Source organism: Neptuniibacter marinus, from assembly GCF_965223595.1.
In the GTDB taxonomy this organism is placed as follows: Bacteria; Pseudomonadota; Gammaproteobacteria; order Pseudomonadales; family Balneatricaceae; genus Neptuniibacter; species Neptuniibacter marinus.
In genome coordinates this window covers 2,769,484-2,784,171 of sequence record NZ_OZ245004.1, presented here as the reverse complement: position 1 = coordinate 2,784,171, position 14,688 = coordinate 2,769,484, and the positions used below count along the sequence as shown (strand labels likewise).

General features: G+C 42.9%; 13 protein-coding genes. 4 read left to right on the top strand and 9 right to left on the bottom strand.

What is annotated here, in order from left to right; all coding sequences use genetic code 11:
• Positions 1 to 51 precede the first annotated feature (51 nt).
• A complete protein-coding gene (gene gcvP / locus ACOQOE_RS13185) occupies positions 52 to 2,955 on the bottom strand; it encodes an aminomethyl-transferring glycine dehydrogenase (RefSeq protein ID WP_420554217.1) in 2,904 nt (967 codons plus the stop codon).
• 277 nt (positions 2,956 to 3,232) lie between these two features.
• On the opposite strand from gcvP, the gene ACOQOE_RS13180 reads away from it, so the two are divergent.
• Complete coding sequence (locus ACOQOE_RS13180) at positions 3,233 to 5,218, top strand: TonB-dependent copper receptor (protein ID WP_420554216.1); 1,986 nt, start codon at positions 3,233 to 3,235, stop codon at positions 5,216 to 5,218.
• Between the two features lie 89 nt (positions 5,219 to 5,307).
• Here ACOQOE_RS13180 and ACOQOE_RS13175 read toward each other — a convergent pair whose 3' ends face one another.
• The 8 genes from ACOQOE_RS13175 to ACOQOE_RS13140 all read right to left on the bottom strand — a co-directional run bounded on the left by ACOQOE_RS13175 (position 5,308) and on the right by ACOQOE_RS13140 (position 11,379).
• Positions 5,308 to 6,369 (bottom strand): lipid A deacylase LpxR family protein, encoded by a 1,062-nt coding sequence (locus ACOQOE_RS13175; RefSeq protein WP_082792339.1) that lies wholly within the window; start codon positions 6,367 to 6,369, stop codon positions 5,308 to 5,310.
• Positions 6,366 to 6,896 carry a disulfide bond formation protein B gene (locus ACOQOE_RS13170; protein WP_420554215.1) on the bottom strand — a complete coding sequence of 177 codons (531 nt, stop codon included), beginning with the start codon at positions 6,894 to 6,896 and terminating at the stop codon, positions 6,366 to 6,368. Before ACOQOE_RS13170 ends, ACOQOE_RS13175 begins: the two co-directional genes overlap by 4 nt.
• Before the next feature lie 79 nt (positions 6,897 to 6,975).
• The gene (locus ACOQOE_RS13165; protein WP_067863543.1) at positions 6,976 to 7,320 is read right to left on the bottom strand and encodes a YdbL family protein; all 345 of its coding nucleotides are present in this window, start codon (positions 7,318 to 7,320) and stop codon (positions 6,976 to 6,978) included.
• Positions 7,321 to 7,333: 13 nt separating this feature from the next.
• The gene (locus ACOQOE_RS13160) at positions 7,334 to 7,534 is read right to left on the bottom strand and encodes a YnbE family lipoprotein (RefSeq protein WP_067863547.1); all 201 of its coding nucleotides are present in this window, start codon (positions 7,532 to 7,534) and stop codon (positions 7,334 to 7,336) included.
• Between the two features lie 45 nt (positions 7,535 to 7,579).
• Positions 7,580 to 9,955 (bottom strand): intermembrane phospholipid transport protein YdbH family protein, encoded by a 2,376-nt coding sequence (locus ACOQOE_RS13155; RefSeq protein WP_420554214.1) that lies wholly within the window; start codon positions 9,953 to 9,955, stop codon positions 7,580 to 7,582.
• 27 nt (positions 9,956 to 9,982) lie between these two features.
• Complete coding sequence (locus ACOQOE_RS13150; RefSeq protein WP_067863553.1) at positions 9,983 to 10,393, bottom strand: hypothetical protein; 411 nt, start codon at positions 10,391 to 10,393, stop codon at positions 9,983 to 9,985.
• Positions 10,393 to 11,037 (bottom strand): O-methyltransferase, encoded by a 645-nt coding sequence (locus ACOQOE_RS13145; protein WP_420554213.1) that lies wholly within the window; start codon positions 11,035 to 11,037, stop codon positions 10,393 to 10,395. The genes ACOQOE_RS13150 and ACOQOE_RS13145 overlap by 1 nt, the downstream gene beginning before the upstream one ends.
• Before the next feature lie 9 nt (positions 11,038 to 11,046).
• On the bottom strand, positions 11,047 to 11,379 hold the full coding sequence (locus ACOQOE_RS13140; protein WP_067863561.1) for a hypothetical protein: 333 nt from the start codon (positions 11,377 to 11,379) through the stop codon (positions 11,047 to 11,049).
• Between the two features lie 178 nt (positions 11,380 to 11,557).
• Between ACOQOE_RS13140 and ACOQOE_RS13135 the strand changes: the two genes are divergently transcribed.
• Genes ACOQOE_RS13135 through ACOQOE_RS13125 form a run of 3 tightly spaced genes read left to right on the top strand, consistent with a single transcriptional unit; the run spans position 11,558 to position 14,044 of the window.
• The gene (locus tag ACOQOE_RS13135; protein WP_082792340.1) at positions 11,558 to 11,917 is read left to right on the top strand and encodes a hypothetical protein; all 360 of its coding nucleotides are present in this window, start codon (positions 11,558 to 11,560) and stop codon (positions 11,915 to 11,917) included.
• A 4-nt stretch (positions 11,918 to 11,921) separates the two neighbouring features.
• Entirely contained in the window at positions 11,922 to 13,409 is a 1,488-nt protein-coding gene (gene rmuC, locus ACOQOE_RS13130; RefSeq protein ID WP_420554212.1) for a DNA recombination protein RmuC, read from the top strand.
• On the top strand, positions 13,409 to 14,044 hold the full coding sequence (locus ACOQOE_RS13125) for a hypothetical protein (RefSeq protein ID WP_067863566.1): 636 nt from the start codon (positions 13,409 to 13,411) through the stop codon (positions 14,042 to 14,044). The genes rmuC and ACOQOE_RS13125 overlap by 1 nt, the downstream gene beginning before the upstream one ends.
• The last annotated feature ends 644 nt before the right edge of the window (positions 14,045 to 14,688 follow it).

Here is a 14,688-nt window from a genome sequence, read left to right as displayed (position 1 = left end):
CACAATCTTTAATGTCGATTCACAATCTTTATTGTAAACCGACAAAATAAATTACCCTTCAGCGTAATCCTCTACCGGAAGACATGAGCAAAATAGGTTGCGGTCGCCGTATACATTGTCGATACGGTTAACGGTTGGCCAGATTTTGCTGTCTTTTAGGCGTTTAACAGGGAAGGCGGCTTGAGCCACGCTGTATGGGCGATCCCAATTTGGATCGATAAGGTCTTCCAGTGTATGGGGCGCATGTTTTAGCGGGTTATTCTCCGCGTCCATTGTGCCATCTTGCACTTGGCTGATCTCTTCGCGAATGGTGGCCATGGCTTCGATAAAACGATCCAGTTCTGCTTTTGATTCAGATTCTGTCGGTTCGATCATTAAGGTGCCGGCCACAGGGAACGACATAGTTGGGGCATGGAAACCAAAGTCCATTAGACGTTTAGAAACATCTTCTTCGGTAATGCCGGAAAGTTCTTTTAGTGGGCGCATATCGATGATGCACTCGTGGGCAACCCGACCATTGCGGCCTGCGTAAAGTACAGGGTAGTGTTCGCCTAGTTTTTTCGCTAAGTAGTTAGCGTTCAGGATGGCGTTTTCTGTTGCTGCACGAAGGCCAGCGCCGCCCATTAAGGCGATATAGACCCAAGAGATTGGCAGAATCGATGCGCTACCCCAAGGTGCTGCGGAGACCGCACTGTTTTCAGGGTTTGGCCCTTCAATTGGCTGTATAGGGTGGTTTGCCACAAAAGGTGCAAGGTGCGCTTTAATACCGATTGGCCCCATGCCTGGGCCGCCACCACCGTGTGGAATACAGAATGTTTTGTGTAAGTTCATATGGGAGACATCGGCACCAATGGCAGCAGGTTGGCTGATCGCTACTTGTGCGTTTAGGTTAGCGCCGTCCATGTAAACTTGTCCGCCGTTCTCATGGATGATGTCGCATATCTCACAAATACTTTCCTCATACACACCGTGTGTAGATGGGTAGGTAATCATTAGGCAGGCAAGGTCATCTTTATGTTGTTCCGCTTTAGCGCGCATATCCGCAACATCAACGTTACCTTTATCATCACAGCTAACCAGTACCACTTTCATATCTGCAAGGGCCGCAGACGCAGGGTTTGTACCGTGAGCAGAAGTTGGGATTAGGCAGATGTTGCGGTGGTGATCGCCATTTGATTGATGATATTTTCGAATGGCTAAGAGGCCCGCATACTCCCCTTGGGCACCGGAGTTAGGTTGCATGCAGATGGCATCAAACCCAGTGATCGCTTTTAGCTGATCTTCCAATTCATCAATCAGTTGTTTGTAGCCTTGCGCCTGATCTATAGGGGCAAAGGGGTGTAGTTGACCAAATTCAGGCCAAGTCACTGGGATCATCTCGGCAGTTGCGTTGAGTTTCATGGTGCATGAACCTAACGCGATCATGCTGTGAGCTAGGGAGATATCTTTGTTTTCCAGTTTCTTAAGGTAGCGCAGCATCTCAGTTTCACTGTGGTAGCTGTTAAAGACTGGGTGCTGAAGAATCGCTGATTCGCGTACGAGTGCGGTGGGTATAGAGTCAGAGCCGTTGGTGGTTAGAGCGGTGTCGATTGCTTCAATATCAAGCCCATGGCCTTCACCTAAAATGCAGTTCCATAAGGTATTGATAATTTCACGGTTGGTGCATTCGTCACAGGTAATACCGATCTCAGTCTCGCTGACTTTTCGCAGGTTAATACTTGCGTCAAGGGCTGCTTGGTAGACCAATTCTGCATTGTCTAATTGCAGGGTGATGGTATCAAACCAGCTGTTATTTACTAGCTTAACACCTTTAGATTTCAGGCCTGTAGCGAGAATGTCAGTTAGACGGTGGATACGGCCAGCAATACTTTTAAGCCCGTCTGGGCCGTGGTAGACCGCATAAAATGAGGCCATATTGGCCAGCAGTACTTGTGCAGTACAGATATTTGACGTGGCTTTCTCGCGGCGAATATGTTGTTCACGGGTTTGCATCGCCATACGTAGGGCTTTATTACCGCGGGCATCGATAGAAACACCGATAATACGGCCGGGTACAGAACGTTTGTAAGCATCACGGGTTGCAAAGTAAGCCGCATGTGGGCCACCGTATCCCATAGGTACACCAAAACGTTGAGCACAACCAAATACCACGTCAGCACCAAGTTCGCCGGGTGATTTAAGTAGGACTAAGCTCATGATGTCTGCCGCTGCACAGAACAGCGCTTTCTTCGCGTGTACTTTTTCAACCAGTTCTGCGTAGTCGTTGATGTCGCCTGTTGTGCCAGGGTACTGAACTAGTACACCAAAAAATTCATGTTGATCGACCAGTTCAGCTACATCACCTACAACTACGTCATAACCGAGTGGTTCGGCGCGGGTTTGTATAACGCTGATATTTTGTGGGTGTACGTTTTTGTCAACGAGGAAGGTATTTGCCTTTTTCGCTTTTGACATACGTTTACACAGTGTCATCGCTTCAGCGGCCGCGGTTGCTTCATCAAGCAGAGAGGCGTTTGCTAGATCTAAACCGGTAAGGTCAAGAATCATGGTTTGGAAGTTAAGAATCGCTTCTAAACGGCCTTGGGATACTTCCGGTTGGTAGGGAGTATAGGCGGTATACCAACCCGGATTTTCCAATACATTACGTAAAATTACATTAGGCACGATGGTATCGGTGTAACCCATACCTATCATTGATGTGTTGATCTTATTCTTTTGGGCAACGGATTTAAGGTAAGCCAGAACTTCATCTTCGGTACGGCTATCATCAAGTGCGATCGGGGACGTTACTTTGATCGACTCGGGAACGGTCTGCTCTATTAACTGATCAAGGTCAGCTACACCCAGTTCGTCCAGCATAGCCTTTTGTTCTGCGGCAGAGGGGCCAATATGACGTGCGATGAACGCATCTTTTTGCTCCAGCGTAGATAGTGGAGTCTGATTCTGTAACGGCATCTTTTAATTACCTGTAATCAGTTGCTTATTTATTTAGAAAAAAGTGCTCAAAATTTGGGCTAATCATACCTGTTTTTTTCTATGCTTGTGAGAGGTAAACGACAAAAGTTTACTTTAGGAAACTTTTTTCTCTTATTCGGAACATTTCGGAATATTGTTGTTAAGGTCAATTTACGGCTTAAGTCTGCGACACTGTGTCACATCCCTTTTTTGACTCTGTTCTATTAGAATTCGCGCAATTTAGTTGTTTCTAATGAAAGTTTATGAAGGTGAACCTGTGAAAAAGAAAATTATATCGTTGATGGTGGCAGCGTCTGTCTCCCAATTGGCTCAGGCGGGCCATGAGTCTGATCAAAATATGGTTATTGAGATTAACCAAGGTTTACCTTCATTAGAGACAACGGTTAGTAAGTCTACTTCAGGTGTTAAAGCTTCGCCTGTATCCGATGGTGGTGAGCTACTACAAAGTATTACCGGTGTGTCGGCTGTACGTATGGGCGGGCGAGCTTTAGATCCGGTAATTCGTGGACAAAAAGAAACTCAGTTAAATATCTTGCTAGACGGTGGTTATATTCATGGCGGTTGTCCAAACCGTATGGATCCGCCAACCGCTTATACCTCCGTTGATAGTTATGATCGTGTAACGGTAATAAAAGGTAACCGCACTGTGATTTATGGTGGCGGTGGTTCAGGCGGTACGGTCTTGTTTGAACGTGATTGGCCGATGATTGATGATAAGGGTTATAACGCGGATATTTCTGGTAGTTATCGTGGTAATGGTGAGCAGTGGGAGCTAGGTGCAGATATTAAGGCGGGTAATGATAATGGTTATATCCGCTTTATTGCTCATGAAGGCGAATCTGAGAATTATGAGGATGGTGCGGGTAACGAAGTTGAGTCTAAATATGACAGCCAATCAAATGCGATTTTGGCGGGAATTCGTTTAGGTGAAAATACAACGTTGCAAGCGAGCTTTGAAAAAGTTGATGAGGAAGATGTACTTTTCCCCGGCGCACAGATGGATAGCCCTTATGCCGATGCGGAAAATTCGCGTATCAAACTTGAACATCAATTTACGCACGGGACATTGCGTCAGTTAAAAGTAGAAGCGTATAAATCCGATGTTATACATTTAATGGAAAACAGTATGATGGGGGTGCCTTCAAGCTCAGATACAGAAGGTATGCGCATTGTTTTTGATGCTAATGCTGCCGATATTGATTGGACCTTTGGTGCTGATATCCAGAATAATGATCGTACAGCCATTGGTTATATGAAGATGAATGGTATGGCTGCGTTTAGTCAGTGGCCGGGTGTCTCTATTGATCAAACGGGTCTATTTGTTGAAGGTGAAAAGGCGCTGACTCGTGATGATGTATTAAAAGCGGGTGTACGTTATGACCGTGTAGAAGCGTCTGCATCTAGAGCCGGTGAAACTTTTGGTATGGCAACGCCTGCGTCCCGTTATGCGGCGGTGTATGGCACGACAGATATTGATAGTAATGAAAATAATGTCGGTGGTTTTGCCTCGTGGACACACCGTTTAAATGATCAATATACCATTGAGACAACCTTCTCTCGTAGTGTCCGTACGGCTGATGCAACAGAACGTTATATTGCTAAAACCAGTGGTACGCCTTGGATCGGTAATCCTCAGCTAGACCCTGAAAAACATCACCAATTAGAAGCCGTATTGGCCAGTGATCAAGGGGATTTGAACTGGACATTAACGGGTTGGTATAACCGTGTTGATGATTATATTTTACGCTTTAAATCAGGCGGTACTGAGCAGTATAAAAACGTTGATGCGACTTTGTATGGTTTAGAAGCTGGGCTCTCATACAAACTGACAGGTACACTAGAGTTCGGGTCTTCTCTTGCTTGGTTGGAAGGTGAAAATACAACCGATGACACAAACTTATCGCGCATCTCTCCACTTGAGTTGAACACATCGCTTAATTACCAGAAGCAGCAGTGGAAAGCAGGTGTTGAATGGAAACTGGTCGCTCAGCAAAATGATGTATGTTTAAGTAGCGATGCTTGTGGTGGACAGGACGTCCGTAAAACACCGGGTTATGGTCTAGTGAACCTGCACGGTGAGTATGAGGCGAGTAATGGTTTCGTGGTTGCGATGGGTGTAGATAACCTGTTTGATAAAGACTATACACTGCATGAAAGCCGCGATTATCTGCTAGATACTGATCCTGTACAGGTTGCTGAGCCGGGTCAAAATATTTGGGTTAAAGTGAGCGCTCATTTCTAATTAGTCTAGTTAGACGCTGCAATATACTGGATCAGGTCGTTTGTATTTACGAGCTGATCCAGTCCTTTCTGTTTGCCCGTAAGTTCGCCTTATATACTGTATGAGTAGCTTAGGCTGAGTGAGCCAAAAGAGTGCCCCTCATCTTGTGCTTTAAATTCTCGACTGCGATGAACCTGTGCAAATGAAATTTTCCAGCCATGGTAAAGGGCTGCGATCCCAAAGGCGGTATCACCAACGAGGCTTTTTTTATCAACCGAATGGCTGTCCCTGAAGGTATTTCCATCTAAGAAAATATCTTGTACAACCCAGCGTCCATCCATAGATACAAAAGCGTGTACCCCAATATTGTGGTTGCGACTACCGCGCTGGTAGCGACCATCCCCTAAGCCGGGAGCACTATTATCACCACCGCTGCGTAAGGCGGATGTGCCGAAATCTTGTGGTAGATTCCAGCCGAATCTGACTTCCGCGCCAGCGTTAAGGTAAGTTGCAACATTACCTAAGCTACCGCCTGCATGGATAATGGTATCGTATTCAAAAAAGGGCGAAAGCTGGCCTTTTACAATACGGTTTTTATGTTCATAGACTAGCTGGAAGCCCAGTTCATTTTTAAGTTGGTTATCCCAGCCTTTAAATTTTTTAAAGCCGCGAATGTCATGGATAAAGTCTTGCGCTTCTTGCCCTAAGGCAAGGGGGCCGACAATACCTAAATTCAGCTCAGCTGTATTCATCTTGTTTTTTGTTCGGCTATGGTAGGCCAAACCACCGTATAGCCATGCGGCATAAGGTCTATCATTAGGGTCAATAGTGGTGCGATTGATGTCTTGCGGTGTATACATCTGTTGTCCAAGGCTAATAACTACGTTGCGTTGTAGTTGATTGGACGTTTTATCGCTTGGATCAAACAGAGGAAGATATGGGGTGATATCTCTGACCCAACTAGGAAGACTTTCATCATGGAGGTAATCATTCACATTGGGTGAAACCCAAGCTGCTCTTATACCATTGGTATAGTCCTGATCGGTTTCAGCGAATAGGTCATTTTCAAAATATAAATTAAACGTCCAAGGTGCATTGGACTCCGCTAAGGCGGTCTGTGTCGTTAGTAATAAAAAACAGGTCGCGGATGCTACGCGGGGTGAAAATATCACAGAAATAGCCCTTTATTTTTTGTGCGGTGGATCAGTATTTTCCAACTGATGAAAAAAAGTGCGGCAAATACGATTAGGCATTGTTCTACAATCCCTAGGCCAATAAAGCTTATTTGTTCTACAGGGCACTGGATCGCCGCATTAATCAATTCTGTTAGTTTACCAGTTATTGTTGTCTGTTTACTTAAAAGTAGTTCTATAGGTTGTTCGCAGAAAGAGGGTGGAGGCTCCGTTGACCCGATGGTGTGTTTCCATAAGTGATAACTGGTTGAGGTTATGCCGATAGCGGACAGCAAGAAACTAACAGTTCCGTAAGCCCGTTGCCCAAAGGTGCGAGGATTGTGAATTAAAGCTATAAAAAAGATTAGGGCGCTGCTTAAAACTAAGAGTTTGGAGATAGAAACTAGTGGACTGCTAATATGAGTAGTGGGGTCTTGTAGGTTGTAGACAGCATAGATAAAAGCGGCTACACACAATGAAAAGCCTAGGAAGTTAAAGCGGCGATAGATGGGATCTTTAGTACTCATCTTATTCTCTTTAAGTGTTCTACGAACAAGCGCGCCTTAAAAGAACGCTTTCATGTTCGTAGATGTGTAGATTCGCCGGTTATTTCTTTTGCCAATTACCGTTTTGAAGCTGGATATATTGTCCGGCAGGAGTTCGTTGCTGTAAGCGTTGCCCCATACGAATTTCAAAAACGGATCTTTCGACGCCCGCTTTAGATGCTCTATCTTCGTAAGCAGAGCGACGTTTGTTGTTAATGTTATCCACAAGCTTACGGACATCTGCGGGTGCACTTGAGGTTACAACACCAAGGTAGCCGTTGCTTCTCTCCCCGATCAAGCCCTGTGATTTGGCGTCATCCATAGAAATCGCCCAAACAGGTGTCGCCATAATTGAGAGCATGAGTGCGAATAGTGCTATAAAATTACGTAGGTTTAACTGTTTCATCACTTAAGCTCCCTTAAAAAATATCGCTGTTTTCAGATAGAAGGTCATCAATCTCACGATCAACTTTAACAAGAATTTCATGTTCTATCTTAACATTAAGATTAATTGTGATGGGTTCGCTAGGAACGGCGACTTCAACACGGGGTGAGCATCCGCTAACACCAGCTAACGCAATCAATAGCGCTATGGGTGGAAGTAAAGAAGTTAGTTTCATGATCGTTCCTCAATAGTAGCTTATGTAACTTAAGTCTTAATTGCCTTAACGATAACGCTTCTCAATTGTTCTCGTCAATTTATCTGCAAATTGAAGTGTTTTAAGCAGTTTAGGAATATTTTCTTCAACATTAATAGTGAAATCGATGGGGTGGCCGTTATGCCAATCTGGATTACTACCTTTTAGACGCGTTGTTAGTAACGCAGTACCATCGGGTTCATAATTAAGTTGAATATTTAATAATTCAAAATGGAAGTTTTCTAAAGCGTCTATTGCTGTTTTGAGGCCAACGTTGGTGGCCGCGTAAGCTGCAACTGAAGCACTTGGTGAAAATATTATTTTACCTCCAGGTGCTAAACTAAGTAGCTTGCCATTATTGATGCTTATTTCGCCATCTTTATAACGTAAGGGAAAACTACCTGAGAGTTTCCCCTCGCCTGATAATCCCTGTTGTTGTTCAAGTTTAAGTACTTCGCCCAAATCAAGCTGTTCAATATCAAGTTGTGTTGCTAGGTCTGGGTTTAACGGATCAAACTCCAGATCCTTTACTTTTATACGTCCACCGAGTATTTCAGCGGTAAGCGTTTTTAAAGAGACGAGATCACGCCTTTTGCTACGCTCTTGCGTGTAGCTGTAATTTGTACTGACCTTTGTGATCTCAATGCCATTTGTAACCTTTCCAAGCTTAATGTTGCCTGTATCAGTTAAGCGTCCAGAGGGGGTAAGTGCTGTTTTGGAATCCAGATCTAGTTGTTCAATAAGTGATTCGCCCCAGCCAATTGTCGCTGTTCGGATGCTCGTGTTGGCATTGATTGATAGTTGGTTGTTTTTAAATTGACCACTACCCTTATGAAAAAGGCTGCCTGCTTTAAGGCTAAGTTCTGCTGGTATAGTGAAATATTTCCGCAGGGGCGTGTCGACTGTCGCTAAGCTGATAGGTTTAATTTCCCAGTTAAAGCGGCTGTTGAACGTTGTTATATCTGTTGCTGTTGTACCATTTATGACGACAGGTAAGTCTGGTGAGCTGAGTGTGTAGTTATGACTGAGTTGTTGTTTGCTTAGTTTGAATTCGGTTGACAGATTGATTAGCGGTTGCTGTTTTTTTTGTAGTTGTATATCGACCTTTTGAAGTTCTGCATGGCCTTGTAAGTTGCCTTGCATTAAGTCTAGTTTTTGCAGATTTAAATTAAGCTCCAGCGGCGCTATAGCTACATCAGGTAAGTTTACCGATGTGGTATTGATCTTGATTTTTAACGGTTGTATTTGTGGCGATAGGGGAGCTTTCAGTGTTTCTTTTGCAAGGTTTAAATCTACATCAACTGTATTTTGAAACTGGATGTTGAGCTTTTGAATAGGCTGGCTTAAGGCTGCATGATTGATATTGAGCAGGGTGAGCGTGCTTGTTTTATCGATGGATGCCTTTAAGTGACTGAGCGAAAAATTTATATGCCCATTAATTTCAGCTTTCGCTTGCTCGATCTCTGGTGTCGGGTTAACAACGCTTAGGTTCGCATTTATCTGTTGCTGCGTTTGTATACTGCCTAGAAGGGCGTCAGGGGTGAACTGGGTGCGTAGTGGGAAGTTGGTAATTCCTTGGGTTTTAAGTTGACCATTGATTATTAAAGGGTTCTCTGCGCTACGCTGTTTAGCATTGGTGCTGGTTAGTGCGGGGAATAGTTTGTTTTTCCAGCGCTGTAATCCCGCGACATCTATATGCTGGGTTGAATTCAATTGGAGTTGGTCGGTATAAGAAAGTGCGCCATCTATAGTGATAAATGGATTATCATTTTCCAGAAGCCGTAGGTAAAAATGGTTATCGTAACCGAGTTTTAGATCGCCCCAGCCTAGGTTTTTATTGTTGCGGTAGTGCTTTACGCGGCTATAGAGTTCTTCGCCATCAAAAAGTAGCGCACCGCTAAAACGCCAATCAGCCGTATCGGAGGGGTAATCTAGGTTGAGATTAAGCTCGCCCACTTGGATAAGATCAACAGGTATTTTTTTGAACCATTGTTGAGGTAGACGATTACTTAGGTCGATAAGATCGTTACTTTCTTCTGTTGTTTCAATGCTATCTGTTAAGTAAGTGATAGTAATATCAGATTGGGGTAACTGTACTAAGCTCAGGCGCTGATGTAGATACAGATCAACAGGGTTAAAGCGGACTAAAATATTTTCTGTTGATAAGGTGATGAGCTTGTCGGTTTGGTTTTTTTGTAATTTGAGCTTTTCTATCCGTAATGTGTCCCAGCTTGGCGGCTCCATCACTAACTCAATATGGGAGAAATTCTGTTCTTGTAACCAGTGTTCCAGCCCTTTTTGCGCGAGTATAGGTGACAGGAAATAGAGGGCAACAGGGAGAATAAGCAGAAAAGTTAAACAGGAAGACAGTAGCCACCAAAGTAGCTTAGTGCGCTTTCGCATACTGCCTCCACTTTGTTTTCATCGTTATTAGGCCGATTCGAGATCTAAATCGTACAGTCTCTCGACCGCATCTTTTAGATGAAAAATAATTTGAGTGTATTGATCGGTATCGTTTTCAATATCTATGTCACCAAGTCTATCCGCGGTTTCTTCAAGAGATTCACCGCGATTATCTATGCCTTTATCACCCAACAACCAATACATTAGGCCATATATCTCTTTAACGGAGCCAACTTGATCAAGATCTTCTATTATTTCATCACGAAGTTTAGTCAACAGTGCCATTAAAGGGGCGCTGTTGTCAGTTTCTAAATATAGTTCTAAAAGTTCAGCGGCGGTTGATATCCCATAATCTTCTGAGTTGATCATAGTGATCCCCCCATCTATTTTTTCTAGGGTGGGGGAATCTGTTTGGTAGTTTTTAATTAAATACGACATTATCGAATTTTCCTCACCACATTCATTCCATCTCTTACGGTAAGGAATAAGTTTTCAACATTAGGGTCTGAGGCAATCTCTTTGTTAAGATCAACTAGCACATCATCTATATCGGACTCGGGTTGTAATACCTTACCTGACCACAGCATATTATCTAAAACAATAAGTCCGCCTGGGCGAGTCATTTCTAGCACTTTATGATAGTAATTTAGGTAGTTACGTTTATCAGCATCAATAAAGGTAAAGTCTAACGGGGTGTCGAGAGTCTCTATAGTTTCCAGCGCTTTACCAAATATAACTTCAATTTTATGACCGTGAGGGCTGCGGTCAAAAAAGGTCTGTGCAAATTCTATGGCGCGTGGGTTTGTTTCACAGCAGATTATTTTGCCATCTTCAGGCATCCCCTCAGCAATAGATAATGCTGAGTAACCGGTAAACATGCCAATCTCTAATACATTTTTAGGCTGGTGGAGCTGAGCTAATAATTTAAGCGTACGCCCCACTAGACGGCCCGATAGCTTTTGCGGCCAACCCATATTTTTATTAGTTTCATCAATTAACTCCTGTAAAAGTTCAGGTTCAGGAGTTGTACTTTGAAAGGCATAATCTTCAACGGCTTCGTTTACCAGAAATTCCACGTACATCTTCTCTGTCTATGGCTTTTCAGCCCTTAATATCACTTTACTGGCCCAGACATTTAGCAGGGGACTGCCGTCAACAGGGCTCAATTCAAATTGGCAGATAATAATATCACTTTCTGGGCACTGCTTGATAATGGCTTTTGCATTGGCAGGGGCTGGGCGGCAGCCTGTTTTTGGTGGCGTTCCTACAGCATACAGTGACCAGTGTAGAAGTTGCTTATATTGATCGAGGGTATCGCAGACGGTATAGCTGTCTTCAATAACACTATAAGTGGGCGTAGGCTCAGAATATGTTGGCAGCGGTAACACGAGAAAAAGCCATAAGAACCAGATTACTTTTAGCATCAAAATTCCTCTAGAGCATAAGTTTGCATCTTCATTATAGAGCGCTGAGTGGTAGAAAGCCTGATCGATTTTTACATTTATGGCTTGTGCTTTTGTATCCGTACCAACAGTCAGTTAACAGCTATAGATAAAAGCCTTACAATGCGATCTGATTTATTACTTTTATTGGAGTATCGGCGTGCCTATTATTGATCCACTGATTATTTTCTTAGTGACAGGGGTTGTTTCTATGTCTGCTGCATTGAGTGCAGGGGCGTTAAATAAACTGTCTGAAGAGGAGAAACCCCCGTTTGCGAGTACGCGTAACGGTATGGTGACTATTGTTATGTTGGGCAATATTGCAGCCTTAACTCTTGTTTTCTCTGCTGCTTACGGATTTATCAATTTGGAATGGTGGATCGCATTACTTTGTGTCTTTATCTCCTTCCCTGTTGTTCATGTCATAGTGATTCAACAGATGTTTGGTGAATTTAAGGCATTAATGTTGACCTCGCCTTTAGTTATTCTTTCTATCCCTGTTTTATATTTATATTGGTAATTTAATGATGCCATCGCTAACACAGCTTGATGTAGGAAGTTTGTTAATAGGTACTGTAGCTGGGTTGGTTGTGGCGTTTGTTGTTGCCAAATTAATGTTTTCTTCGTTGCGCCGCCAATTGAGTGAGCGTAATAAGCAGTTAGAGCAAACGCTTCTGCAAGCTCAAGGGACACTAGAAATTGAGCGACAGGAGCATACTCAGCTTAATTCTGAGTTTCAGCAACTGAATGAACGTCATCATGGCTTGGATATGCAGCGGGCTCGGTTAGAGGAACGTTTAGCTTATATTGAACCTTTGCTAGACAACTTAGTAACAGAAAAAAACAAATTAGAAAAAAAGTTGGAACAAACTGTTTTCCAGTTATCAGATCGTTGTGAAGTGGTTGCGGAGCTGGAAACGCGTTTAGATGCAGAAAGAGAGGCGCAAGCAGAGAAACTAGCGACATTAGAAAAAGCGCGCGAGCAGTTAAAGCAAGAATTTCAAAATCTGGCCAACCGTATTTTTGATGAAAAAACCCAGCGTTTTTCTGAGACGAGTAAAGAAAACTTAGGCCATCTCTTAACCCCCTTACGTGAGCAGCTTGGCGATTTTAAGCGCCGTGTCGAAGATGTGTACGATAAAGAAACGAAAGACAGACAAGCCTTATACACACAAATTAGCCAGCTGAAACAGCTTAATCAGCAGATGAGTGAAGATGCGGTTAACCTGACGAATGCCTTAAAAGGCGAGAGTAAGACCCAAGGGAACTGGGGTGAAGTCATCTTAGAGAGAGTCCTAGAAGAGTCTGGCTTACGCAAAGGGAGTGAGTTCGAATTACAGGTAAATGCATCACAGGAGGGTAAGCGCTACCAGCCAGATGCAATTATCCATCTACCTGATGGTAAAGATGTGATTGTGGATTCTAAAGTCTCTTTAACTGCCTACGAGCAGTATTGCTCTGCCGATACATCTAAAGGTGAGAATGACCCAAGGCAGCGTTTTTTAAGAGAGCACCTTCTGTCGATTCGGGGCCATATTAAAGGCTTGAGTGATAAGGCTTACCAAACGCTAGAGGGTGTTCGCTCTCTTGATTTTGTACTGCTGTTTGTTCCTATCGAAGGCGCATTTCTATTGGCTTTAGAGAAAGAGCCTAATCTTTTTAAAGAAGCTTTTGACCGAAATATCATGTTAGTTAGTCCATCCACATTGATGGTTACGCTACGTACAATTCATAATATTTGGCGTTATGAACATCAAAATCAAAATGCGAAAGAGATTGCACAGCGGGGTGGAGAGCTGCACGATAAATTCGTCGGCTTTGTTGAATCTATTGACGATATAGGTCGTAACCTACATAAAACTCAGCAGGCTTTTGATACAGCTCATAAACGTCTTAGCAGTGGACGAGGTAATTTAGTGAATCAAGTGGCTATGTTGCAAAAGCTGGGAGCTGAAGGGAAGAAAAAACTCAGTTCCGATCTATTGGCGCGGGCATCAGAAACGGATCAGTAATGAAATCAATCATTGGTTACGGCTCACTGCTGTCTGAACGCTCTGCGCGGGAAACGGTACCGAGTCTAGAAAACTTCCGCATTGTTGAAGTATCAGGTTATAAACGAGTTTTTAATAAGGTTGGGGTGGTTTTCTTTAGCCGCCACAATGCCACGGCGGATTCACAAGAGATTGCTTGCTGTTCTACGCTTGAAGCTAGGGATTCAACGATCATCTGTTCACAGTTTGAATGTAGTGATGATGCTTATTATGCGCTCTATGAGCGAGAGCATCGTTATGATTGGTTGGAAGTCGATACGTTTCATCCCGAAGAGGGAGTTTCGAGAGGCTTTATGTGCACGACCAATACAGATACTGCATATAGGAAAACTAAATGCGCCTCTGAGCAGGAATATTATGAGCGTGTCGGCCAATACTACAGTGGCCAATTATGGCGTAATGATATTTTGCCTTTCCCCCGTTATTTAGCTTTCTGTTTGCAAGCTGCTGAGGGGCAAGGTGCCGAAGTGCTCGATAACTTTTTAGACTCTTCCTTTCTTGCGGATGGGAATACCTCCATAAGAGCCTACCTGAAAGAAGCGCCCCATCTTGAAAACTGGCGCGAAATGGATACAGGTTATAGTTACCGTCGTTAAGTGCTGCCCTTGTAGTAGATCTTAGTTCTCTTTGTCTTGATGGCTCACGGCATAGGAGTGAGCTATTTCTATTGTGTTGGCGGGACTTGCCTTGTGCTTCTAGAACTGAACGAGTGTGTATTGGGCTAACTCAGATCCTTTTTACCTGCATTACTGTGATGGAATGCTCCGACCTATTGCCTGAAAAAATGGTGTTTTTCTCGGCAAACTGAAACTGATTCATAGTTAAAAGCCGGAATTAAAATTTAATTTAAGTGTCCTTTAATTTTTTAAAAATAATCAAAACCTAATTTTGATAATTGTGCGAATATTCAATATTTAAATTTGATATTTACGTGAATAATCAAATTTGGATTTTGATCTCTGTTGGATTATTCAAAAATTGATTTTGATTTGTTATTAAAATATCAATATTAAATTTTGATTTTTAATATATTTTTAACCTGTTGAATAAGCAGTGTATATTTATTGTACGATTTTGTTTTATCTGTTTAGATTGCGCTAGTGTTTTGAAATATTTGAATTTTTTTCCTAATATATATTTTTGTTTGGCCGATAAGTAAAATAGAGTGAATTTATTGCGATGCTTTATAGATATAAAATAAAGAGTCAAAATATAAAAAAATTCATCGAAAATAGGTTGG

What these genes read in the sequence shown, in the direction of transcription:
- gcvP (WP_420554217.1), bottom strand. Translation starts at nt 2,955, where the DNA reads ATGCCGTTACAGAATCAGACTCCACTATCTACGCTGGAGCAAAAAGAT.
- ACOQOE_RS13170 (WP_420554215.1), bottom strand. Translation starts at nt 6,896, where the DNA reads ATGAGTACTAAAGATCCCATCTATCGCCGCTTTAACTTCCTAGGCTTT.
- ACOQOE_RS13165 (WP_067863543.1), bottom strand. Translation starts at nt 7,320, where the DNA reads ATGAAACAGTTAAACCTACGTAATTTTATAGCACTATTCGCACTCATG.
- ACOQOE_RS13160 (WP_067863547.1), bottom strand. Translation starts at nt 7,534, where the DNA reads ATGAAACTAACTTCTTTACTTCCACCCATAGCGCTATTGATTGCGTTA.
- ACOQOE_RS13155 (WP_420554214.1), bottom strand. Translation starts at nt 9,955, where the DNA reads ATGCGAAAGCGCACTAAGCTACTTTGGTGGCTACTGTCTTCCTGTTTA.
- ACOQOE_RS13150 (WP_067863553.1), bottom strand. Translation starts at nt 10,393, where the DNA reads ATGTCGTATTTAATTAAAAACTACCAAACAGATTCCCCCACCCTAGAA.
- ACOQOE_RS13145 (WP_420554213.1), bottom strand. Translation starts at nt 11,037, where the DNA reads ATGTACGTGGAATTTCTGGTAAACGAAGCCGTTGAAGATTATGCCTTT.
- ACOQOE_RS13140 (WP_067863561.1), bottom strand. Translation starts at nt 11,379, where the DNA reads ATGCTAAAAGTAATCTGGTTCTTATGGCTTTTTCTCGTGTTACCGCTG.
- rmuC (WP_420554212.1), top strand. Translation starts at nt 11,922, where the DNA reads ATGATGCCATCGCTAACACAGCTTGATGTAGGAAGTTTGTTAATAGGT.
- ACOQOE_RS13125 (WP_067863566.1), top strand. Translation starts at nt 13,409, where the DNA reads ATGAAATCAATCATTGGTTACGGCTCACTGCTGTCTGAACGCTCTGCG.